Raw genomic sequence first — 22,803 nt, forward strand, 5'->3', positions numbered from 1 at the left:
CCGCAGGATCACGGCGCTTCATCGAGTCTCCCCCCCCTATCGGCGGTCGGTCGGCACGCGAAAATCGACGGGGGCGGTAAGGGTGTAGCGGTCCCACTCGCCGCGCGTGCAAGGGCCGCCGACGCCCTCGTCCCACGCCGAGCCGTAATAATAGACGAACGGCTTGCCCGGCTCGACCTTGAGCGCGATCGCCATGCGCGCCAGCCTGGGCGCTCCAGAGAGCGGACGCCGTGCGCGCGGTCGACCGACAGCGCGCCTTCGCTCGCGCCGATCGTGTGGCGGCCGATGCCGATGCCGACGATCAGCGGACCCGGCTTGTCCGACGACAGCGTCGAGACCATCCGCGTGAACTGCGTGCCGAGCGGCAGCGTGAAGCGGCGCGTCTCCCATACACGGCGATCGACATCGACTGGCCAGGGCGCATAATCGACCTCGAAGTCAGCGGCATCGGGGCCGTTCGTGAGGATGCGGTGGCGGGTGCAATTGCGCGAGGTGCACAGCTTGTTGTCGTGCCAGATCCTAAGCCCGAGGGCGGCTCGGCCGCCTCGGAGTGGCGGCCTGCTACGCGACGGCGGCACCGGCCAAGAAGAGCAGCGTGCCGGCGAGCAGGCGCGAGGGTGCGCGCGCGCTCACTGGATCACCTCCGCCACGCCCGTTGCCGACGCGGGCCGGGCGAGCGTCGGGGTGGTGCCCGCGCCGTTGAACGGGGTCAGCCGGAAGCCGAAGCTGCGCGGCGCGAGCGCGATCCGGTAGCGCGGGAGCGCTCGCCCGGTCTGGTCCCATTGCGTATCGCCGCCGATCCCGGACTGGACTGCATCGATCATCAACGAAACCGCGTCATGCGGAACGATGTCCGAGCTGCGGCGCGTGCCCGGCGCGCGGTGCGACAGATCGTCGTACGGGAAGGCGAGCGCGTTCATCGACAGCGGCGCGTCGCCCTGGACGCGCAGGCCGCCGGCGACGTGATCCGACAGCTCCATCCAGCGCACATCGACCTTGTTGCCGGTTTCCTGCGGTCGCATGTAATCGTGGTTCTGCTCGGCGATTGCTCCGCGCCACAGGCCGATCGGCGCGCTGGTCTTGCGGTCCGCATAGCTTTCGTGCGGGCCGCGGCCATACCATTCGAGCGTGTCGAAGCTGGCGGACATGGCATAGGCCAGGCCGATCCGCAGCGGATCGGGCAAATCGGTGCGCAGCGGCGTGAAGCTGCCCTCGACCGCCACGCTGCCGTCGCCCGCCATCGCGTAACGCGTGACGAAACGCGCGACGTCCTGGCCGATGCGGTAGCGGATCGTGACGTCGGCGCCGCCGGGCGATGTGTGCTGCTCGATAGCCTCGACCGTCCGGTCGCTCGAGGCTGTCTTCCAGACGGCATGGGTGCGCTCGACGCCGACGCCGACGTCATTGTCGGTCAAGGCGCGGTAGAAATCGGGCGTTCCGCCGCGCAGCAGCGTGCGACCGTTGGCGGCATAGCGGACGAGCAGCCCGGTCTTGCGATCGAGCACGAGTTCGGCCCCGGCGGCGCGCAGCGTGATCGTGGTGCCCGCCTGCGAGACGTCGACCTTGCCCGTGGGGGCGGGCTTGGCGACCGCCACTGCGTTGCCGAGGGGGAACTGTTCCCAGCCGATCACCTGGCCCGCGGCGATCCCCGGGGTGCCACCGTCTTTGGCCCGGGCGATGACGTTGAGCAAATATTCGGCGCCAGGCTTGCGCGCGATCGCGGGCAGAGCGATCGTCGTCGTTTCGTGGCCGTGCGCCGCAGTCGCGAGCGCGGGCATCGTCCCGCGCGCGACGACGACGCCGTCCTCGAGCATTTGCCAGCCGAGATCGAGCCCGGCGAGGCTCGCGAAATCATAATGGTTGGCGACGCGCAGTGCGCCGCTGGCCGGGTCGAAGCTCTCGAACTGGATCGGCGCATAGACCTTGGTCAGCTCGAACAGTTGCGGGTTGGGCGTGCGATCGGACTGGATCAGGCCGTCGCCGAATTCGAGCTCGCCGCCGGGGTTGGGGCCATATTCGCCGCCCATCCCCCAATAGCGCCGCCCGTCCTTGGTCTTGCGATACATCGACTGGTCGACCCAATCCCAGATGAAGCCGCCTTGGAGCTTGTCGGGATGCGCATAGATCGCGTCCCAATATTCCTTCAGGTCGCCGCCCGAATTGCCCATCATATGCGCATATTCGCACAGGATCAGCGGCTGGCGGAAAGACCAGTTGGTCGCGTAATCGACGAGCTTGGCGGCGGTGTCGTACATCGGCGCATAGATGTCGGCGAAGTCGTTGGGGTGATGTTCGAAGCGCCCGTCCCACGTGCCCCAGCCAAGATAGCTGACGAGCCGCGACGGATCGCGCTGCTTGGCCGCAGCGGCGGCGGCAGCGAAGTTCGGACCGATCCCGGCCTCGTTGCCGAGCGACCAGAAGAGGATCGAGGGGTGGTTCTTGTCGCGCTCGATCATGTTGGTGACGCGCGCGACGTGCGCGGCCTTCCACGCGGGGTCGAAACCGAGCTGATACGCTCCGCGCTGCTCGGGATGCTTGTTGGCAAAGTCCATATAGGCGTGGCTCTCGATATCGGCCTCGTCCATGACATAGAGGCCATAGCGATCGGCCAGCTCGTAAAGCCGTGGATCGTTGGGATAATGCGAGGTGCGGATCGCGTTGATGTTGGCGCGCTTCATCAGCTGGATGTCGCGCTCCATCGATTCGAGCGAGATGACGTGGAAGGTCTCGGGATCATGCTCGTGGCGGTTGACGCCGCGGATCGTGATCGGCTGGCCGTTGACGGTGACGAGGCCGTTCTGGATCGCTACGCTGCGAAAGCCGATCCGGCTGTAGGTCGACTGCACGATCGCGCCTTTCGCGTCGTAGAGCTCGACCAGCAGCATGTAGAGGTTGGGTGTCTCGGCGGTCCAGGGCTTCACTTGCGGGATCGTGGTTGCGATCGAGACGGAGCGTTCGGCCTGACCTGCGGCGATCGCGGTCGACTTTTCCGTGACCACGCGGTCGCCATCGAGCAGCACGATCCGCGCGCTGGTCGCTGCCTTGGCGGGCGTGACCGCGAGATCGACCGCGAGCTTGCCGTCGCGGTAGCGCTCGTCGAGCCCGGCATGGACGAAGAAATCGCGGATCCGGGTCTTGGGCGCCGCCATCAGAAACACTTCGCGCTCGATCCCCGAAACGCGCCAGAAATCCTGATCCTCGAGATAGCTGCCGTCTGACCAGCGATAGACCTGGATCGCGATCGTGTTGTGGCCGGGCTTGAGATAGCGGCTGACGTCGAATTCCGACGGTAGCTTGCTGTCCTCGGAATAGCCGACCTTGGCGCCGTTGACCCAGACGTAATAGGCCGAGCCCGCCGCACCGATATGCAGGATCACGTCGCTGCCCGACCAGCCCGCCGGGATCTCGACATCGCGACGGTATGATCCGACCGGGTTGGTCGCGTGCGGGATCAGCGGGCGGTTGGCGGGGAAGGGGTAGGTGATGTTGTTGTAGCGCGCCTGGTCGAAGCCTTCGGCCTGCCAGTCGGCGGGGACCTTGATCGTCTTCCACTGCGAGACGTCGTAGTCGGGCTTCTCGAACCCCGCCGGCAGCTGGTCGGCATTGGGCGACAGCGCGAACGCCCATTGTCCGCTCAGCAGCAGGAAGCGATCGGACTTGGTGCGGTGCCCGGCGATCGCCTTGGCGCGGCTCTCGAACGGGAAGCCCGTCGCGCGCGGCGGTTCCTTTCCGATGGCGAAGACGGCAGGATTTTCCCAATCCGGGCGATCGGGCGACACTTGCGGCTGGATCGGCGCGACCGGCGCGCCTTGCGCTGCCGCCACCATAGGCGTGAGACACGCGACACCGCTGAGGAATAGGGGGAATGCCGACCGCACGATGCGCCTCTCCGTTGACCGTAGCGCTTAGCGCTCTTCGATGTTAGCAGTTATGCTACAACTGCAAAATTAGTCTGACAAGAAGCCAGCGCTCCGGTGCATTGGGGGCGTGTTCGTCGCCGCAACCGCGCAATACCGCGCGTTCCAGGTGACGCGCGACCGTGCTTACGCCGCCACGGTCCAGGGCGAGCATGAGGCGATCCTCGCCGCGATCGTACGGATGGACTCGACGCGCGCGCGCGAGGCGGCGCGGCATCACATGCAGGAAAGCCTCAGCCGCCACTCGCAGCTGAGCGAGACGACCAGCCTGCGCCCGAAAGGGGAGGGAAGCGGCGCGAGCGATTGACGAGCGCATTTAGGTTGTCCTACAAATAGTGCGATCCCGACGTCAAAATCCGGAGCAGCCGGGTCGGTGAACGGCCGGAATGCCTGGGTTATGCCGATCGGGCCTTCGACCATCCCGCGCCGCGAAGCGCTTCCAGCTCTGACCGCCACCGCAGCCACGATTACCGATGCCGCGCGCCGCGCCGCGCCGCGCCACGCCACGCCGGAACGTATCGCTGAATGTTCTGAGGGCTGCTGTTCGCCGCCACCGCGATCAACTCTGTCGACCGCCAGATGATCGGCGTGCCCACGCCGTTGCTGCAGGCCGATCTTGGCCCAGACGACCGAATGTTCCATTACACGGGGCAGGAGAGGCGCTGCGGCATCTCGTGCTGGCGAACGATGCGGCGGTGATCTCGCCGCCGCTGAGATTGAACGCACGGTTGAAACGCGCGCCTCCCTCGAGTTCGACGCCGCGCGTGCGCAGTTTGCCGAGCTTGGCGAGGCGGAATGTGGGTTTTTCCGCCGGCAAGCGTCTCGATGCGCGGCACTTGGAATTTGTCGACGTCGTCCTGGGGTATCAAGCCGTCAGGCGAGACGCCAACCTGTAGCACAGCGTTCGATGCTCGCGTCACCCGTGGGCGCACGACTGGACGAGCAGGCGGCATAACGCAGCTTGCGCGCGTGTCCTAAAGCGCGCGCGGCTCACCCTCGGCCAGCACATGCGTGCACAGCTGCGCCTCGGGTGTGTCACCGGCCTCGAGCGCGGCGACGGTGACCCAGCCTGCCGCGCGCATCGCTGCCGCCACTGCCGGGTCGGTCCCCAGCGGCACGAACAGCCGGCGCCGGTCGACCTCGGCGAGCCCCGCCGCGACGATCGCGTCGGCATAGAGCGAGAAGCCGACCGCCGTCTCTTCCGCGCCATTCTCGTGGACGATCGTATAGGTGCCGCCGCGCCCGATCTCGCCGAGCACACCGCCAGCGAAGATCGAGAAGCCGAGCCAGCTCTGATATTCGAAGCCGTGGCGCTCGGTCGGGTCGAGCGTCAGCGCGACGCGGCCCTTGAGCCCCTCGGCGATCTGCCACAGCCCGTCGAGCCGCGAGGTCAGTGCGCCGCCCGCATCGAACGCGCACAGCCGGTCGTGCGCCGACTCGAACGGGCCAGCGGCCTCGATCAGCGGGAGATAGGCGGGCGCCAGCGCGGCGACAGCACCAGCGTCCTTGGCGTCGAGCCGGTCGCGCAGGGTATCGATCTGGCCGGGTTCGACCGGGAAGGGGCCGCGCGCCAGCACGTCGATCAGGTCGGGCAGCGTGAAGTCGATCGAGACGTTGGATACGCCCGCCGCGGCGAGCGCTGCAACCGCGACCTCGACGATCTCGCGCGCGGCGGCGATCGTGTCGAGGCCGATCAACTCGCAGCCGATCTGGCGCATTTCCCGCTCGGGGGAGAGTTGCGAGGCGCGCAGCTTGAGCACGGGGCCGGCATAGGACAGGCGGACGGGCCGTGGATGGTGGCCCATCCGCGTCGCGGCGATGCGGCCGATCTGCGCGGTCATGTCGGGGCGGATCGCGAGCGTCGCCTGGGAGACGGGGTCGACGAAGCGCACCGCGTCCTGTGCGCGTGCGGCCTTGAGGCGACCGGCGAGCCCGGCCTCGAACTCGGCGAGCGCGGGGTCGGCGCGTTCGTAGCCATAAGCATGCGCTGCGCCGAGCAGCGCTTGTTCGAGCCGCGCGGCGGCGTCGGCGAAGGGCGGGAGCCGGTCGTGGAAGCCGGTCGGGAGGAGGGAAGATGTCATGCGCGCGCCTTGCCCGAAGCGCGATTGCAGCGAAAGCCGCAATCGCGCTTCGGAGAGGATCAGAACGCCAAGCCCATCGCGGTCTTCACGCCCGCCAGCGCGCGGACTTGCGCGAGCAGATCGGGCGTCAGCGCTTCGTCGATCGACAGCAGCAACACCGCCTCGCCACCGGCCGAACGGCGACCCAAGTGGAAGGTGCCGATGTTGACGCCGCCCGTGCCGAGCAACGTGCCCAAACGCCCGATAAAGCCGGGTGCGTCCTCGTTGACGACGTAGAGCATGTGCCCGGCGAGATCGGCCTCGACCTTGATGCCGAACAGTTCGACCAGCCGCGGCGCGGCGTCCCCGAACAGCGTGCCCGCAACCGACCGCTCGCCCGCATCGGTCTTGACCGAGACGCGCAGCAGCGTGTGGTAATCGCCCTCGCGCTCGGTGCGGACTTCGCGCACTTCCATCCCGCGCTCCTTGGCGAGCAGCGGTGCGTTGACCATGTTGACCGTGTCGGTCTGGGTGCGCAGGAAGCCGGCGAGCACCGCCGACACCATCGGCTTCTGGTTGAGCTCGGCTGCCGCACCCTCGCTGTGGATCGAGATCCGCCCGATCGAGCCCGTCGTGAGCTGGCCGACCAGCGAGCCGAGCTTCTCGGCGAGCGCCATGTACGGCTTCAGGCGCGGTGCTTCCTCGGCAGACAGCGACGGCATGTTGAGCGCGTTGGTGATGCCGCCCGACATCAGATAATCCGACATCTGCTCGGCGACCTGGATCGCGACATTGACCTGCGCTTCATCGGTCGAGGCACCGAGATGCGGCGTCGAGACGAAGTTGGGCGTGCCGAACAGCGGGTTGCTCTTGGCCGGCTCTTCGACGAACACGTCGAGCGCCGCGCCGCCGATATGCCCCGAATCGAGCCCTGCCTTGAGCGCGGCCTCGTCGATCAAGCCGCCGCGCGCGCAGTTGATGATACGAACGCCCTGCTTCGTCTTGGCGAGATTCTCGGCCGACAGGATGTTGCGCGTTTGGTCGGTGAGCGGGGTGTGGAGCGTGATGAAATCGGCGCGCGCGAGCAGCTCGTCGAGCTCGACCTTCTCGACGCCGAGTTCGACCGCGCGCTCGGGCGAGAGGAACGGATCGTAGGCGACGACCTTCATCCGCAGGCCGAGCGCACGGTCGGCGACGATGCCGCCGATGTTGCCCGCGCCGATCAGGCCGAGCGTCTTGGCGGTGAGCTCGACGCCCATGAAGCGGTTCTTCTCCCACTTGCCGGCCTGGGTCGAGGCGTCGGCCTCGGGCAGCTGGCGCGCGAGCGCGAACATAAGGGCGATGGCGTGCTCGGCGGTGGTGATCGAATTGCCGAACGGGGTGTTCATCACGACGACGCCCTGCGCCGATGCGGCGGGAATATCGACATTGTCGACGCCGATGCCGGCGCGGCCGATGACCTTCAAATGGGTCGCGGCGGCGAGGATCGCCTTGGTCACCTTGGTCGAGCTGCGGATGGCGAGGCCGTCATATTGGCCGATGATCGCGATGACTTCTTCGGGGGTCTTGCCGGTGATCTCGTCGACCTCGACGCCGCGTTCGCGGAAGATCTGGGCGGCTTTGGGGTCCATTTTGTCGGAAATGAGGACTTTTGGCATGGAATATACTCCGTCGCCCCGGCGTAGGCCGGGGCCGCTATAGGGGATGTGCTGCGGTCAGTTGCGCAGCGGCCCCGGCATCCGGGCCCCATCAAAGTATCACTTTGATGGGAGCCCTCCGCCGGGGCGACGTCAATCAGGCGGCCTTGGCAGTCGCGTAGGCCCAATCGAGCCACGGGCCGAGCGCGACCACATCGGCGGTGTCGACCGTCGCGCCGCACCAGATGCGCAGGCCCGGCGGCGCGTCGCGATAGCCGGCGACGTCATACGCTGCGCCCTGCTTCTCGAGCAGGCCGGCGAAGGTCTTGATGAACGCCTCGTCGGCGCCCTCGACCGTCAAGCACACGCTGGTCTTCGAGCGCGTCGCTTCGTCGGCCGCCAGATGACCGAGCCACGGGCGCTCCGCCACGATCTGGTCGAGTGCTGCGGCATTGGCGTCCGAGCGGGCGATCAGCCCGTCCGCGCCGCCGATCGACTGCGCCCATTCGAGTGCTGCGATGCAATCCTCGACCGCGAGCATCGATGGCGTATTGATCGTCTCGCCCTTGAACACGCCTTCGGTGAGCTTGCCCTTCGAGACGAGGCGGAACACCTTCGGCAGCGGCCAGGCGGGGGTGTAGCTCTCGAGCCGCTCGACTGCGCGCGGGCCGAGGATCAGCACGCCGTGCGCGCCTTCGCCGCCAAGCACCTTCTGCCACGAGAAGGTCGCGACATCGATCTTCGCCCAGTCGATGTCGTAAGCGAAAACCGCGCTGGTCGCGTCGGCGAAGGACAGGCCCTCGCGGGTCTCGGGGATCCAGTCGGCGTTGGGTACGCGCACGCCCGAAGTGGTGCCGTTCCAGGTGAACAGCACGTCGTTCGACCAATCGACCGCGTCCAGATCGGGCAGCTGGCCATAATCGGCGCGCACGACGGTGGGATCGATCTTGAGCTGCTTGACCGCATCGGTGACCCAGCCTTCGCCGAAGCTTTCCCAGGCGAGCGCGGTGACGGCACGCGCGCCCAGCATCGTCCACATCGCCATTTCATAGGCACCCGTATCGGAGCCGGGGACGATGCCGATGCGGTGCGTGTCGGGGAGCTTGAGCAGTTCGCGCATCAAATCGATGCAGAGCTGGAGGCGCGTCTTGCCGATCTTCGAACGGTGCGAGCGGCCGAGCGACTCGGTAGCGAGGTTTTCGGGGGACCAGCCGGGCGGTTTCGCACACGGGCCGGATGAGAAGTAGGGACGCGCCGGTTTGATCGCCGGCACGGCAGGTACGTCAGTCATGTAGTCTCTCCTTACAGAGAGCACGCGCGGCGTTGGGACCGCGTGGCCCGTCGCCGGTCCTAGAGCCCGCGCAGCGCGCGTCAAGCGATGAGTCGTTCGTCGCAAGGTTGTGGCGGCGTTAACCACCACGTTGGTATCGAGTCGCCATGTCGCGCCGCTCTCTCACCGTCCTCGTGTCGCTGCTGCTCGCCGCCTGTTCGAGCGGACACGACCAGCGCCCGCCGACTCGCCCGCGCGGGAGCCGGCCGATCACGCTCAGCCTGCCGACGAGTCGCGAGACGCAAGCGTGCTTCGCCGATCTGTCGCGCGAGGATGTGCGCTATTCGCCCTTGCCCGATCGCGATTATGGCGGTGGCTGCCAGATCGTCGGGGCGGTGCAGTTGATCGACATCGGTGTTCCCGTCACCAATCTGAAGGCGATGCGCTGCGGCCTCGCGCGCAGCTTTACCGGCTGGATCGAACATGCCGTCGCGCCTGCCGCGCGGCAAATGCTCGGCAGCGACGTGGTCCGCGTCGAAAGCATGGGGACATATGCGTGTCGCGCGGTGATCGGATCTGCGGCGGGGGCGGGGCGGTTGTCGGGGCACGCGCTCGCCAATGCGGTCGATGTGTCCGCGGTCGTGCTCAGGAACGGGCGGCGAATCACGGTCCAGCAGGACTGGAACGGCGGTGATCCCAATGCGCGGGCGTTCCTGCGCGCGATCCACGATTCGGCGTGCCGCCGCTTCGGCACGGTGCTCAGCCCGGACTACAATGCGGCGCATGCCAACCACTTCCATTTCGAGGACGATCACAAGGCCTTCTGCCGCTAGGCTTCAAATTCGCGCGCGCGGCGCTTAGATGCGGTGGATGACAGAGACACCGAAATCGGGAACGCCCGACGCCACGCACCCTGACAGCCACAGCCCCGACACGCATACGCATGTCCCAGCCCGCGTCTTTGCGCGCGCACGCCAGGACGCCGAGAATGCCAAGGCCGCCGTCAGCACCCCGCAGACCGAGAACCCGGCCTATCGCCTCGCCTTCCAGGACATGGACTTCCTGCTGCGCGAGGATCTGCGTCCGGTCCGCTTCCAGCTCGAGCTGCTCAAGCCGCAGCTGATCCTCGACGAGGCCAAGATCGGCTCGACCTTCGTGATGTACGGATCGGCGCGGATCCCCGAACCGTCCAAGGCGCAGGCGCTGCTCGATCTCGCGCGCAGTGCGGTCGATCGCAACGAAGCGTCGATCCGCATTGCCGAGAGCTTGGTCGAGAAGTCGAAATATTACGACGTTGCTTATGAACTCGCGCAGCTCGTCAGCGCCTTCCCGGTCGACGAGGAAGGCAAGCGCCAGTTCGTCGTCTGCTCGGGTGGCGGGCCGTCGATCATGGAAGCGGCGAATCGCGGTGCGGCCGAGGCGGGGTACGAATCGGTCGGGCTCAACATCGTGCTGCCGCACGAACAGGCGCCGAACCCCTATGTGACGCCCGCGCTGTCGATGCAGTTCCACTATTTCGCGCTGCGCAAGATGCACTTCCTGCTCCACGCGCGCGCGCTGGCAGCGTTCCCGGGCGGGTTCGGGACGTTCGACGAGCTGTTCGAGCTGTTGACGCTGATCCAGACGGGCAAGATCGCGCCGATCCCGGTGCTGCTCTACGGTCGCAAATTCTGGGAGCGCGTCGTCAATTTCGAGGCGCTGGTCGAGGAAGGCGTCGTCTCGGCGAAGGATCTGAGCATCTTCACCTTCGTCGAAACCGCCGAGGAAGGCTGGGCGGTGGTGAAGGACTTCTACCGCGACAAGGACTGAGCCCTTCTTCGCCCCTCCCCTTCAGGGGAGGGGCTTTTCTTGTCAGGTTATTTGGCGGCCGGCGCCGCGGTCTCGCGGCCGAGCGGCGAGGAGGAGACCTTGCCGGCCGCGGCGGGCGCGGTCTCGTTGCCGAGACCGGCTGCGCTCGGCGAGGCCTTGCCGCCCGGATCGGCCGCGCCAGCCGCTGGCGGCGCCTTGGCGTCGGTTGCGGTCGGCGCACCGGCCGCGGGTGCGGGCAGCGGCAGGTTCGACCCCTGCGTATTGAGATAGAGGATCACGTCGGCGCGATCCTTGGCATCGGTCAGGCCGGCGAAGGTCATCTTGGTGCCGGCAGCATAGGCGCGCGGGCTGGTCAGCCACTTGTTGAGCTGTTCGAAATCCCACTTCTTGCCGGCGCCCGCGGTCTTGAGCGCGTCGGAGAAGGCATAGCCGCCCTTGCCCTGCGCGATCGCCTCGCCGACGGTGCCCCACAGGTTCGGGCCGATGCCGTTGGCGCCGCCCTGCGCGACGGTGTGGCAGGCGCCGCACTTCTTGAAGACGTCGGCGCCGTGCGTCGCGTCGGCGGTGGCGAGCAGATCGGCGATCGGCTTGTCGGGCGCGGCGGGGCCGCCGCCGCCAGCGTCGTCGGCCGGTGCCTCGATCGGATAGCCTTCTTTCTCAGACGTGATCGGCGCGACAATCATGTGGCCGGCAATACCGAGCGCGAGCGCAGCCGCCATGCTGCCCAAAATCCAGCCCGCAATCGTGTTGGTCCGGTTATCCATGCTCGTTTTTCCGCCTCTGCCGCAGGAGGGTCCCCCTGAAGGACCACGTAGTTGGTTTGACCCATAGATTCGCGCGGGGCGCACCGCAAGCCAAGCTTGCCGCACGGATGCAAGGCGGTTACCGCCCGGCTCCCATGGAAAATTTCGCCGAACCCGCCCGCGCGCTCGTCGCCCAGATGACCCAGGCCGCCGCCGCCGCGCCCGACCGCGCGGTCGCCTTTCAGGGCGCGCCCGGCGCCAATTCGCACATCGCCGCGCTCGAGGCGTTCCCCGACGGGCTGCCCCTGCCGTGCTTCGACTTCGCCGACGCGATCGACGCGGTGCGCGACGGGCGGGCGGATTGCGCGATCATCCCGATCGAGAATTCGCTCCACGGGCGCGTCGCCGACATCCATTTCCTGCTCCCCGAATCGGGGCTGGTGATCACCGGCGAGCATTTCCTCGGCATCCGTTATGCGTTGATGGGGCAGGGGCCGCTCTCGGGTGTGCGCGAGGCGATGAGCCATCCGCAAGCGCTCGGCCAGTGCCGCCACTGGCTGCGCGAGCGCGGCATCGCGCCGGTCGCCTATCCCGACACCGCGGGTGCTGCGGCGGTGGTGGCCGAGCGTGGCGACCCGGCGCTCGCGGCGCTCGCCCCGCCGGGCGCTGCGGCGCTGTACGGGCTCGAGACGCTCGCCAGCGACATCGCCGACGCCGATCACAACACGACGCGCTTCGTCGTGCTGGCGCGCGCGGGGCATCCGCCGATTGGCGAGGGCGCGTGGATGACGACGCTGATCTTCGAGGTGAAGAACGTCCCCGCCGCGCTCTACAAGGCGATGGGCGGCTTTGCCACTAACGGCGTCAACATGACCAAGCTCGAAAGCTATCAGCGCGGCGGGAGCTTCGCCGCGACCGAGTTCTACGCCGATGTCGAGGGGCGGCCGGGCGAGCCTGGGCTCGACCGCGCGTTCGAGGAACTGGGGTTCCATTCGAAATGGGTGCGCGTGCTGGGGACGTATCGGCGCGCGCGGGCGCGGGGGTGAGGCGCGGCGGTTGGCTGACTCGATTGACCCCCGGAGGTGGTGTTTACAACAGCGATCGTTTCCGTTTCTGCGCTAATCCGTTCGCGCGGGTTCGACGATTTCAAAGAGCGGTGTGGTACATATCATGAACGTCGCTTGTAGGACAGGGCTATCGCCGATTGATGTGGAGGAGACGCGCGCGTTCCCGCGGAGTGTCGTCACGCTTTTGGCCTTATTGCCTCCACACCAAGCAGGACCGTTGCGCGATGGCGCAAGTCCATGCCCACGCTATGATCATAGGCTTGCCAGGCGCCGGCAACGAGCATTGCCCACAGGATGCTAAACAGCGATCCGACCAGGAAGTATTCGGCAAAGTCGCGCTTATCCAGATCCTTGAAGCGTGACACGGTTTTGAGCGCGATGACGGCAGCGAGGATTTCCCAGCGCTGCAGAATGACCCCGATCGCAAGGATGATCCGTTCAAGCGTGCCGATCCACCGGCCGGCGTTGTGCGCTGGCGCGTCGTCACTGGCCGTCGCGTCTTTGAGCCCCGTCAAACTGAAGATCTGGCGACAAAGAACATTGCCAAACCAGGTAAGGAGAAAATATCCCGCGATCGTGTATGCCAGCGCGTGAAGGATCTGTTGCATCACCCGCCTCCAGACTTGCGATCGATGGCGGCAAGTGCTTCGTGAATAGCCTGCCATTGGGTCAGGTAGAGATCAAGCTCGCCCGACCGCTGGACCTTGTAAACCGTATGCACCGACACGTTACGTCGCGCGGCAATATCCGTTGCGCTCAACCCGTCGAGAGCGGCGAGAACGTCACTGCGCTGTGTTTCGGTCCAGCGCCGCTCGATGGCGGTCAGGCCCGCCCCGATCGCATCGAGCAGCCGCTCCAGGAGAGGATCGCTCGGAAAGGAAAAGCGGTAGAGCGATGACGCCCGCTTGTCGTTGAGTTTGGCGCGTGCCGCGCTGAGTCCCGGCCCCATCATGTTCCACGCCCGCTTGTCGTTCAGCGGTGTACGAAGCGAAACCGCCCCGATGACGAACCGACATTCGATGCCATGGCCAAACAGCTCGAGCCGCATTGCGCGCGCCGCGAAGGCCGCTTCACGGAAGGACAGCATCAGTCCCTGGAATTCGTCCCCTAGCGTGATGGTGAGCGGCGATGCCAAGGCGGGCCTTCGCTCATCGTTCTGGCGATCGACGGCATTGTTGAAATGATCATGTAGCGCGTCGATGGCCTCGCTGCTTTCGCTGCGCACCAGGTCGCCCATCAGGGCTGCATAGGAGTGATCATTTGCCATATTGGGGTCAATAGTAGTTTTTACCCAAATATGGGTCAACGTACGAATTAGCCCAAAAGAGGGTCATCAGTTCAGATGGCGGGTCGGCGTTACAACAGGGAACGAGGCCTGCACGGGGGTGATTACCCCTCCGCCCAAGCCTTCAACAGCGTATACGCGATCGCATAAGGCGGTGGCGGAAGGAACGGGCCTTCGCCGCCCGCCAGCACCGCACGCACGTCGTCGCGCGACACCCAGATCGCGTCCTCGAGTTCGTTGGTGTCGAGCGTGATCGCGTCGTCCTCGGCGATCCCGACACAGGCGATCATCAGCGAGGAGGGAAAGGGCCAGGGCTGGCTGGCGATGTAGCGCACGCCCGAAACGCGCACGCCCGCTTCCTCCATGATCTCGCGCGCGACGGCTTCCTCGATCGATTCGCCGGGTTCGAGGAACCCGGCCAGCGCAGAGTAGCGACCGGGCGGGAACGCCGGCTGGCGGCCGAGCAGCGCGCGGCCGTCATGCTCGGCGATCATGATCACCACCGGGTCGACGCGCGGGAAATGCTCGGCCTTGCAATTGGGGCAGGCGCGGCCCCAGCCGGCGCGGAACAGCGCGGTCTGGTGCCCGCAATTCGCGCAGAACTGGTGGCGGCTGTGCCAGTCGAGCACCGAGCGCGCCGCGGCGTAGGTCGCCGCCTCGCCCGGCGCGAACTGGTCGAGCAGCGCGAACAGCCGCGGGGATCGCCCGGCGGGCGCGCGCATCCCCGGCAGGTACGCCGCGAAATGCGGGCGGCGGGCCTCGTCGAAACCGAGCAGGATCAGCTCGGCCTCCTCGGGCGTCTCGGCGAGCGAGGACCAGCCGAGCCGACCCTCGCCATCGAGTTCGGGCTCGAACCGGTCGAGCCGCAGCACGCGCGCGCGCCAGTCGCTGCGTGCCGCGGCCAACCCCTCGGGATCGTGACGCAGCGTATCGGCGCGGTCGAGCAGACCGCCGGTAAAGCCTGGAGACATCACGCTATGCCGATCACTTGCGCTGGAGCGAGGGGGCAAGGTCGGCGTAAACCGCCTTGGTCGATTCGACGCGCAGCGGCCATTTGTCGCCCGGCAGATAATTGACCATGATCGTCGCGCGGACCTGGTTGACCGGATCGACCCAGGCGATCGTGCCCGCCGCCCCGCCCCAGCCATAGGTGCCCTTGGCCGGGCCGCCGGGCGTGTCGTTGAGCGTCACCGATCCGCCTGCGCCGAAGCCCTGCGCGTTGGTCGTCCCGCCCGTCGCTGACACCGCGCCGGGATAGATGACGCCTGCTGGCAGGAGGTTCGACATGGCGAGCCTGGCGGTGGCGGGCTTGAGGATTCGCACGCCGTCGAGGCTGCCGCCGTTCTGCAGCATATGGAGGAAGCGATCGTAATCGCCCGCCGAGGTGACGAGGCCTGCGCCGCCATAGGGGAAGCTCGGCTTCTGAAGAAAGACCGAGCTCGCGCCGGGATCGAGCGGGACGCGAGTGTTGCCGGCGATGAAATAGCCCGTCGCGAGGCGGCGCGCCTCCGAGGCAGGCACCTGGAAATAGCTCGAGTTCATCTTGAGCGGGGTGAAGATGCGCCGCTGGAGGAAGGTGTCGAACGACTGGCCCGAGGCGACCTCGATCACGCGGCCCATCACGTCGAGGCCGATCGAATAGCTCCATTTGGTGCCGGGCTCGGCGATCAGCGGGAGCGTGGCGACCTTGTTCGCGAACGCTTCGAGCGTCGCGGGCCGCTTGAGGCGGAGCTGCGCCTCGGTCTTGGCGTCGGAGGTGAAGGGGGTGATGCCGGCGTCTTCATACGCTTTGAGCAGCGGGCCCTTGGTGATGATCGTATAGCCGAGGCCGGCGGTGTGGGTGAGCAGGTTGCGGATCGTGATCGGCTTGGTCGCGGGGCGCGTTTCGAGCGAATCGGGGCTGATCTGGACGCGCATGGTCTTGAACGCGGGGATGAAGTCGCTGACCGGCTGATCGAGGCGCATCTTGCCCTCTTCGATCAGGATCATCGCGGCCATCGCGGTGATCGGCTTGGTCATCGAATAGACGCGCCACAGGCTGTCCTTGTCGACGCGCGGAGCGCCGGGCTCGTCGCCGAGCTTGCCGGAGGCGACGATCGCGGTCGGCGTCTGACCTTGGCCGAACGCGCCGACCACGCCGGGGATTTTGTTGCTGTTGATGTAATCGGTGAACAGCCCGAAGGTCTTCGGGAAGCGCGCCAGATCTTTGCTGCCAAGCCGTTCGGTCACGACGAAATCGTCGTTCGCAGCTGTCGCTGGAGCGGACTGCTGGGGGACGGGCTGGGGCGATGCCTGCCCGGCAAGCGCCGCGGATCCGGCGATCGTCGCCAGCAACGTGATCGGAATCATCGCTCGAATCATGGTCTTGCCCTCCTGATGGCGTCCGCCGCCTTGGCGAACACCGTTGGCAGGCCCGCCGAGTCGATCTCGGTCACATCCCACCATTCGCCGTCGTCCGAATGCCCATCCACGCGCGCGACCGCAAGCGACAGTTCGAGCCGGAAGTGCGTGAAGACATGCGCGACGGTTTCGGGCAGCATCTGCCAGTCGGCGGGGCGCGGCGGATCGGCGAGGCCGGGCGGGGTGTCGCCCCACGGCCCGGTCGGCAGCGCGCGCATTCCGCCGAGCAGGCCGCGCGGCGGGCGGCGGACGAGCAGGACCTTACCGTCGTACTCCGCCCAGAAGATCGTGCCGTGGCGCTGCGGCTTGGCGAGTTTCGCCGCCTTGATCGGGAAGCCCTCGGGGTTGCCGAGCCGGTAGCCCTCGCACCCGCTCGACAGCGGGCAGGCGAGGCAGCGCGGGCTGCGCGGGGTGCAGACCGATGAGCCGAGATCCATCATCGCCTGCGCGAAATCGCCTGAGCGGGTGTCGGGGGTGATCTCGTCAGTCGCCGCGCGCACTTCGGGCATACCCCCGGGCAGCGGGCGTTCGATCGCGAACAGCCGTGCGACGACGCGCGCGACATTGGCGTCGACCACGACCGCGCGTTCGCCGAACGCGATCGCTGCGATCGCGGCGGCGGTGTACGCGCCGACACCGGGCAGCGCGCGAAGGCCGTCTTCGGTCGTCGGGAAATCGCCCAAGGCGACGACGGCGCGGGCGCAGGCGTGGAGGTTGCGGGCGCGGGCATAATAGCCGAGCCCCGCCCATGCCGCCATCAGATCGGCCTCGGGCGCCGCGGCGAGCGCCTCGACGCTCGGCCAACGCGCGACGAATGCTTCGAACTTCGGGCGCACCGCGGCGACCGTCGTCTGCTGGAGCATGATCTCGGACAGCCACACCCGGTACGGATCGGGCGCATTGCTGCCCGGAGCGGCGCGCCACGGCAGGTCCCTCGCGTGGCTATCGTACCATTCGAGCAGGAGTTTTGCTGGCGGGGCGGAAGGACGCTTGGCGGACACGGCCCCGCTATGGCATGGACGACGCAATGAGCAAGCGCGCCACTCCTGCACCCGCCAAAGCTTCGACGCCTGCCGAACGCCCGCGCGGCGGCCGTGCGCGATCGGTCGCCGAGCTGCTGCCCGATGCGGGCCGCGCCGCGTTTCGCCGCTTCGGCTTCGTCCAGAGCGCGGTGGTCAGCCGCTGGAGCGAGATCGTCGGGCCGCGCTATGCCGGCGTGTCGTCGCCCGAATCGATCAAATTCCCGCATGGCGAGCGCATCGGCGGCACGCTCAATCTCGTCGTGCGCGGCGCGCATGCGACGATGATGCAGCATATCGCGCCCGAGATCATCGAGCGCGTCAATCGCTTCTTCGGCTATGCCGCGGTCGCCAAGGTGCAGTTCCGCCAGGGCGACGTCCCCGTGCCGCGACCGCGCGCCGCGCCGCCGTCGTTGAAGCCGGTGCCGCTCGATCTCGGCGCGAGCCTCAGGACGATCGCCGATCCCGAATTGAAGGCGGTGCTCGAGGCCTTGGCGGCGGGTGTCGCAGCGACGCGCGGGGCGCCGAGCGTGGGTGGAGACGAATGATGCGATTTGATCTGGCGGCGCTGGTGTTGGGCGTCGCTCTGGTTTCTTCGGCTGAGGCCGCGCCGCCGAAAAAGGCGCCGGCGCACGCCGCGTGGCTGCAGACGATCGTCGCAACGCCCGAGGGCGGGGTGCGGATGGGCAACCCGGCGGCGAAGGTCAAGCTGATCGAGTTCGGCTCGCGGACCTGCCCGCTGTGTGCGCGCTTCGATGTCGAGGGCCTTCCGGCGCTCAAGGCGGGCTATATCGCGAGCGGCAAGGTCAGTTACGAATTCCGCGATTATCCGGTGCATGGCGCGCTCGATCTCGGGCCGATCCTGCTCGGCCAATGCGTCCCGACGCGCGCGTATTTCCCGGTCCTCGACGCGATGATGGCCGAGCAAAAGACGCTGGTCGGGCGTAGCGACGCGATCCCCGATGCCAAGCAGAAGGAATTGCAGACTGCGACGCCCAACGCCGTCGCGAGCTACCTTGCGGGGTTCTACGGCTATACAGATTTCGTCGTGAAGCGCGGCCTGTCGCTCGCCAAGGCCAATGCCTGCCTCGCCGATCGCAAGAAGATCGATGTGCTCGTCGCGCGCGCTGACGCCGCCAACAAGGCCTATGCGGTTTCCGGAACACCGACGTTCGTGCTCAACGGCGCGGCGCAAGCCAATGTGTATGACTGGGCGGCGCTCGAGCCGCTCGTCCGCGCCGCCGTCGCCAAATGATCTTACTGACTAGGAGCCTATCGATGACCCCTCGTATCCTGTTCGCCGCGGTTGCCGCGCTGTCGCTCGCGTCGTGCGGTGGAAACGATGCCGTTTCGAGCGGCAACAGCGCCGGCGGAACGACGTCGGGCGGCACCGTTGCGGGCACCAGCACCGCGGCAGTGGCGCCTTCGGCCGCCGGGCAGAAGTGGATCGACACCGTCGTCAAGACGCCCGAGGGCGGCTATCGGATGGGCAATCCCGATGCGGCGATCAAGGTCGTCGAATATGGCTCGCGCACGTGCCCGACCTGCGGCGCGTTCGGCCAGACCGGGCAGAAGCCGCTGACCGACAATTACGTTTCGACCGGCAAGGTGAGTTACGAGTTCCGCGACTATCTCGTCCACGGCCAGCCCGATTTCGCGCCGAGCCTGCTCGGCCGCTGCGTCGGCACGGCGACCTTCTTCCCGCTGCTCGAAGCGATGTACGTGGCGCAGCCGCAATTCGAGGCGAAACTCGCCGACCAGGCGGCGACCACCGCGCTGCAGACGCAGCTGCAGGGCAAGAAACCGAACGAGGCCGCCGCGGCATGGGGCGATTATCTCGGCTATGTCGAGTTCGTGAAGCAGCGCGGGATCCCCGAGGCCAAGGCGCGCGCGTGCATCGCCGACAAGGCGGCGCTCGACGAGATCATCGGCATGATGAGCAAGGGCGATGGCGCGGCAGTGACGGGTACGCCGACCTTCATCATCAATGGCGCCAAAGTCGACGGCGTGAGCTGGCCCGACGTCGAGGCAGCGCTCAAGCGCGCTGGCGCGTAACGTTGGCGGGCGTGGGGGCGCCTTGTGAAACTCTAAGCCCCTCCCCTTCAGGGGAGGGGTTGGGGTGGGGCCGTAACGGGCACCCGGTCCTGATACGTCCCCACCCCCAACCCCTCCCCTGAAGGGGAGGGGAGCCTCATGCAGATCAAGCGGCTCCGTCTGTCGGGCTTCAAGAGCTTCGTCGACGCGGCCGATCTGCGGATCGAGCCGGGGCTGACCGGCATCGTCGGGCCGAATGGCTGCGGCAAGTCGAACCTGCTCGAGGCGCTGCGCTGGACGATGGGCGAGACGTCCGCGCGGTCACTGCGCGGTGCGGGGATGGACGACGTCATCTTCGCCGGCACCAATACGCGCCCCGCGCGCGATTTCGCCGAAGTGTCGATGCTGATCGAGGCAGAGGGCGAGGAAAGCGAAGTCGTCCGCCGGATCGAGCGTGGCGCTGGCTCTGCCTACCGGATCGACGGACGCGACGTGCGCGCGAAGGACGTGGCGTTGCTGTTCGCGGACTCGGCGACGGGCGCACATTCGCCTGCGCTCGTCAGCCAGGGGCGGATCGGCGCGATCATCGCCGCCAAGCCGCAGGAACGCCGCGCGATGCTCGAGGAGGCGGCAGGCATCGCCGGGCTCCACGTCCGGCGCAAGGACGCCGAGCAGAAATTGCGCGCGACCGAAGCCAATCTGACGCGGCTCGACGAACTGATCGCCGAACAGGACGGCCGCGCCAACGCTTTGCGGCGCCAAGCGCGGCAGGCCGAACGCTATCGCGCGCTCTCCGACCAGATCCGCATCGCCGAGGCGCGGATGATCTTCGCGCGCTGGCGCGATGCGCAGGCGGCGGCGGATGCGGCGAAGGCCGAGGCGGTGGCGTGCGAGGCGAGCGTCGTGGCCGCCGCCGAGGCGCAGCGCTCCGCTGCCGCCCATGCGCTGGCGGCGACCGAGGCACTGGCGCAGGCGCGCGGCGCGGCACAGGCGCTGCGCGAGGCGGCGAGCGAAGCGGGACACCGGCTCGGCGGATTGCGCGGTGAACAGGCCGCGGCGGTGCGCCGGACGCAGGAGCTTGCGGCGGCGCGGTTGCGGCTCGCCGATGATCGCGCGCGCGAAGGGTCGCTCGCGAGCGATGCCGCCGAGGCGATCGCGCGGCTGGCCGACGAGACCAAGCGGTTCGATGTGGCGCTTGCCGCGGCGATTGCGCGCGTGCCCGAGCTCGAGACGCGGTTGAGCGATACCGAACGCGCCGGACGCGACGCCGAGGTCGCGCTCGCGCAAGCGCTTGCCGCGCAAGCGACCGAGGCCGCCGACGCGCGTGTGGCGGATGCGGCGCTTTCGGCAGCGCGTGCGCGCGCCGAGCGCAGCGCGCGCGATCTCGCGCGCGTGACCGCCGAGGCTGCGGCGCTTGGCGATGCCGCGCCGCTGGTCGCCCAGCGCTCTGCGGCTGTCGCCGCGCGGACGCAGGCGCTCCACGACGGCGAGGATGCGCGCGCGTCGCTCACCCGCGCCGATGCCGACGAGCGCGCCAGCATCGGACAGCGCGACGGCGCGCAAGCGGCACGCGCTACCGCGCACGCCGATCTCGCCGCGCTCGACAGCGAAGCGACCGCGCTGACCAAGGCGACGCGCCGCGACGGTCGCGACCGGCTGCTCGACCAGGTCCAGCCCGACCCGGGCTATGAGCGCGCGCTGGCGGCGGCGCTCGGGGACGATCTCGAGGCCGGGCTCGATTCCGCGGGCGAGCGGCACTGGTCGGGCGCAGTGGTTGTGCCGGGCGACCCACCGCCGCCGCCGGGAACGGTGCCGTTCGGGCAGCACGTCGAGGCGCCGGCGGCGCTTGCGCGGCGGCTGGCGCAGATCGTGGTGGTCGACAGCGATGACGGCGTTGCGCTTGCCGTCGGGCAGCGGCTGGTGACGCTCGGCGGCGTGCTGCGGCGCTGGGACGGCTATGTCGCCAAGTCGGGTGGTGCGGCGGCGGCCGAGCGGCTCGAGCGGATCAATCGCTTGCGCGCGATCACCGCGCTGCGCCCGGCGGCGGCGGCGGCGGTCGAGGCTGCGGACGCCGAGCTCGCGCGGATTGCGACGACGATCACTGACGCGCGTGCGGCGGCAGTGGCGGCGCGGCGTGCGCTGGAAAGCGCGGAAACGCGCGCCAGGGAGGCTGGGCGCGCGGAAGACCGCGCGACCGCGGCGATCGAACGGATCGAGGCGCAGCGTGCCGACCTGGCGTCGCGGCGCGCGCGGATCGATGCCGAGCATGACGAGGCGGGGGCCGAGGTCGCACGCGCGACCGCGCTGCACGCTGCGCTCCCCGATGGCAGCGCGACGCGCGAGCGCGTCCGAACGCTGTCGGCCGAGGCCGAGGCGCGGCGCAGCGCGATCGCAACCGCGCGCGCCGATCGTGCCGGGGTCGACCGCGATGTGGCGAGCGCGCGCGAGCGGCTCGCGGCGATGGCGGCCGAGGCGAAGGGCTGGCGCACGCGCGCGGGCGAGGCGGCGCGGCGGATCGCCGAGATGGACAAGCGCGATGGCGAGCTTGCCGTGGAAGCCGAAGCGCTGGTTGGCCGACCCGAGGCGCTTGCGAACGAGGTGGCAGCGCTCGAACTGGCGCACGCCGCTGCGCGCGCCGAGGCCGAGGACGCCGCGAGGACCGAGCGCGCCGCCGAAATGACGCTGCGCGACACCGAAGCGCGCGCGGCAGCGGCGGCGGAGGCGCTGGCGCAAGCCCGCGAAGCGCGCGCAGGCGCGACGGCACGCGCGGAAAACCAGGAATTGCGCCGCGTCGAGATGAACCGGCTGGCGGGCGAGCGCTTTCAATGCCCCTCGGTGCTGCTCCCCGAGCGCGTCGGGTTCGACGGTGGCACGGTGCGCAGCCCGGCCGAGGAGTCCGCAGCCCACGAAAAGCTGATGCTCGATCGCGATCGCATCGGCCCGGTCAATCTCGTTGCCGAGACCGAGCTCGCCGAACTCGAGGCGGCAAGTTCGGGCAATGCCGACGAGCGCGAGGAGCTTGGGCTCGCGGTCAACCGGCTGCGCGGCTCGATTGGCACGCTCAATCGCGAGGGGCGGCAGCGGCTGCTTGCCGCGTTCGAAGCGGTCGACGGGCATTTCCGGCGGCTGTTCACGACGCTGTTCAACGGCGGCAGCGCACATCTCGAACTGATCGATTCGGATGATCCGCTCGAGGCTGGGCTCGAGATCATGGCGCAGCCGCCGGGCAAGAAGCTCCAGTCGCTGACGCTGCTATCGGGTGGGGAACAGGCGCTGACCGCGGTCGCGCTGATCTTCGGGCTGTTTCTCACCAACCCGGCGCCGATCTGCGTGCTCGACGAGGTCGACGCGCCGCTCGACGATGCCAATATCGAACGCTTCTGCGGGCTGCTCGACGCGATGACGCGCGAAACGCAGACACGCTATCTGATCGTGACGCACAATGCGGTGACGATGAGCCGGATGCACCGGCTGTTCGGGGTAACGATGGTCGAGCAAGGCGTCAGCCGCCTCGTCTCGGTAGATCTCGGCGGCGCGGAAAGCCTCCTCGCCGCCGAGTAGG

The 22,803-nt window shown here is 68.1% G+C and carries 19 protein-coding genes and 1 pseudogene; 8 read left to right on the forward strand and 12 right to left on the reverse strand.

The genetic code is table 11. The features are described 5' to 3' along the window. Nucleotides 1-36: 36 nt before the first annotated feature. From E2E30_RS20955 to E2E30_RS00620, 3 genes and pseudogenes are all read right to left on the reverse strand, one after another. Entirely contained in the window at nucleotides 37-195 is a 159-nt protein-coding gene (locus E2E30_RS20955) for a DUF4861 domain-containing protein (RefSeq protein ID WP_229839367.1), read from the reverse strand. A 146-nt stretch (nucleotides 196-341) separates the two neighbouring features. Then, a pseudogene (locus E2E30_RS20960) lies at nucleotides 342-578 on the reverse strand (DUF4861 family protein); the annotation flags it as partial. 51 nt (nucleotides 579-629) lie between these two features. Next, a complete protein-coding gene (locus E2E30_RS00620) occupies nucleotides 630-3,827 on the reverse strand; it encodes a glycoside hydrolase family 2 TIM barrel-domain containing protein (RefSeq protein WP_133191858.1) in 3,198 nt (1,065 codons plus the stop codon). Nucleotides 3,828-3,987: 160 nt separating this feature from the next. Here E2E30_RS00620 and E2E30_RS00625 point away from each other — a divergent pair, with 160 nt between their 5' ends. After that, nucleotides 3,988-4,224 carry an FCD domain-containing protein gene (locus E2E30_RS00625; protein WP_240698997.1) on the forward strand — a complete coding sequence of 79 codons (237 nt, stop codon included), beginning with the start codon at nucleotides 3,988-3,990 and terminating at the stop codon, nucleotides 4,222-4,224. 667 nt (nucleotides 4,225-4,891) lie between these two features. On the opposite strand, the gene E2E30_RS00630 is transcribed toward E2E30_RS00625, so the two are convergent. The 3 genes from E2E30_RS00630 to E2E30_RS00640 form a co-directional block, all read right to left on the reverse strand. Beyond that, a complete protein-coding gene (locus tag E2E30_RS00630) occupies nucleotides 4,892-5,998 on the reverse strand; it encodes an ATP phosphoribosyltransferase regulatory subunit (protein ID WP_133186277.1) in 1,107 nt (368 codons plus the stop codon). A gap of 59 nt (nucleotides 5,999-6,057) precedes the next feature. Continuing rightward, a complete protein-coding gene (gene serA, locus E2E30_RS00635) occupies nucleotides 6,058-7,635 on the reverse strand; it encodes a phosphoglycerate dehydrogenase (protein ID WP_133186279.1) in 1,578 nt (525 codons plus the stop codon). Between the two features lie 136 nt (nucleotides 7,636-7,771). Beyond that, nucleotides 7,772-8,905 (reverse strand): phosphoserine transaminase, encoded by a 1,134-nt coding sequence (locus tag E2E30_RS00640; RefSeq protein ID WP_133186281.1) that lies wholly within the window; start codon nucleotides 8,903-8,905, stop codon nucleotides 7,772-7,774. 146 nt (nucleotides 8,906-9,051) lie between these two features. Between E2E30_RS00640 and E2E30_RS00645 the strand changes: the two genes are divergently transcribed. Beyond that, nucleotides 9,052-9,717 (forward strand): extensin family protein, encoded by a 666-nt coding sequence (locus E2E30_RS00645; RefSeq protein WP_133186283.1) that lies wholly within the window; start codon nucleotides 9,052-9,054, stop codon nucleotides 9,715-9,717. 37 nt (nucleotides 9,718-9,754) lie between these two features. Next, complete coding sequence (locus E2E30_RS00650) at nucleotides 9,755-10,693, forward strand: LOG family protein (protein WP_133186285.1); 939 nt, start codon at nucleotides 9,755-9,757, stop codon at nucleotides 10,691-10,693. Between the two features lie 47 nt (nucleotides 10,694-10,740). Here E2E30_RS00650 and E2E30_RS00655 read toward each other — a convergent pair whose 3' ends face one another. Further along, a complete protein-coding gene (locus E2E30_RS00655) occupies nucleotides 10,741-11,457 on the reverse strand; it encodes a c-type cytochrome (protein ID WP_133186287.1) in 717 nt (238 codons plus the stop codon). Between the two features lie 134 nt (nucleotides 11,458-11,591). On the opposite strand from E2E30_RS00655, the gene E2E30_RS00660 reads away from it, so the two are divergent. Continuing rightward, the gene (locus E2E30_RS00660) at nucleotides 11,592-12,482 is read left to right on the forward strand and encodes a prephenate dehydratase (RefSeq protein ID WP_133186289.1); all 891 of its coding nucleotides are present in this window, start codon (nucleotides 11,592-11,594) and stop codon (nucleotides 12,480-12,482) included. A gap of 197 nt (nucleotides 12,483-12,679) precedes the next feature. Here the strand turns inward: E2E30_RS00660 and E2E30_RS00665 are convergent, their stop codons facing one another. The 5 genes from E2E30_RS00665 to E2E30_RS00685 all read right to left on the reverse strand — a co-directional run bounded on the left by E2E30_RS00665 (nucleotide 12,680) and on the right by E2E30_RS00685 (nucleotide 17,189). Then, nucleotides 12,680-13,111 (reverse strand): hypothetical protein, encoded by a 432-nt coding sequence (locus E2E30_RS00665; RefSeq protein ID WP_133186291.1) that lies wholly within the window; start codon nucleotides 13,109-13,111, stop codon nucleotides 12,680-12,682. Next, on the reverse strand, nucleotides 13,111-13,770 hold the full coding sequence (locus tag E2E30_RS00670; RefSeq protein ID WP_133186293.1) for a SatD family protein: 660 nt from the start codon (nucleotides 13,768-13,770) through the stop codon (nucleotides 13,111-13,113). The genes E2E30_RS00665 and E2E30_RS00670 overlap by 1 nt, the downstream gene beginning before the upstream one ends. Nucleotides 13,771-13,892: 122 nt before the next feature. Further along, the gene (gene nudC, locus E2E30_RS00675) at nucleotides 13,893-14,759 is read right to left on the reverse strand and encodes an NAD(+) diphosphatase (RefSeq protein ID WP_443018360.1); all 867 of its coding nucleotides are present in this window, start codon (nucleotides 14,757-14,759) and stop codon (nucleotides 13,893-13,895) included. 13 nt (nucleotides 14,760-14,772) lie between these two features. Then, on the reverse strand, nucleotides 14,773-16,149 hold the full coding sequence (locus E2E30_RS00680; protein WP_133186297.1) for a serine hydrolase domain-containing protein: 1,377 nt from the start codon (nucleotides 16,147-16,149) through the stop codon (nucleotides 14,773-14,775). Then, nucleotides 16,146-17,189, reverse strand: coding sequence for an A/G-specific adenine glycosylase (locus tag E2E30_RS00685; RefSeq protein WP_443018361.1), 1,044 nt, complete (start codon nucleotides 17,187-17,189; stop codon nucleotides 16,146-16,148). The genes E2E30_RS00680 and E2E30_RS00685 overlap by 4 nt, the downstream gene beginning before the upstream one ends. A 14-nt stretch (nucleotides 17,190-17,203) precedes the next feature. Here E2E30_RS00685 and E2E30_RS00690 point away from each other — a divergent pair, with 14 nt between their 5' ends. From E2E30_RS00690 to E2E30_RS00705, 4 genes are all read left to right on the forward strand, one after another. Continuing rightward, entirely contained in the window at nucleotides 17,204-17,755 is a 552-nt protein-coding gene (locus E2E30_RS00690) for a DUF721 domain-containing protein (protein WP_133186299.1), read from the forward strand. Further along, nucleotides 17,755-18,462, forward strand: coding sequence for a thioredoxin domain-containing protein (locus tag E2E30_RS00695; protein WP_240698998.1), 708 nt, complete (start codon nucleotides 17,755-17,757; stop codon nucleotides 18,460-18,462). Before E2E30_RS00690 ends, E2E30_RS00695 begins: the two co-directional genes overlap by 1 nt. Nucleotides 18,463-18,485: 23 nt before the next feature. Next, nucleotides 18,486-19,262, forward strand: a complete 777-nt coding sequence (locus tag E2E30_RS00700) for a thioredoxin domain-containing protein (protein ID WP_133186303.1) — start codon at nucleotides 18,486-18,488, stop codon at nucleotides 19,260-19,262. 138 nt (nucleotides 19,263-19,400) lie between these two features. Further along, on the forward strand, nucleotides 19,401-22,802 hold the full coding sequence (locus tag E2E30_RS00705; protein ID WP_133186305.1) for a chromosome segregation SMC family protein: 3,402 nt from the start codon (nucleotides 19,401-19,403) through the stop codon (nucleotides 22,800-22,802). Nucleotide 22,803: the final 1 nt, after the last annotated feature.

It is taken from the genome of Sphingomonas sp. AAP5, assembly GCF_004354345.1.
GTDB classification, from domain to species: Bacteria; Pseudomonadota; Alphaproteobacteria; order Sphingomonadales; family Sphingomonadaceae; genus Sphingomonas; species Sphingomonas glacialis.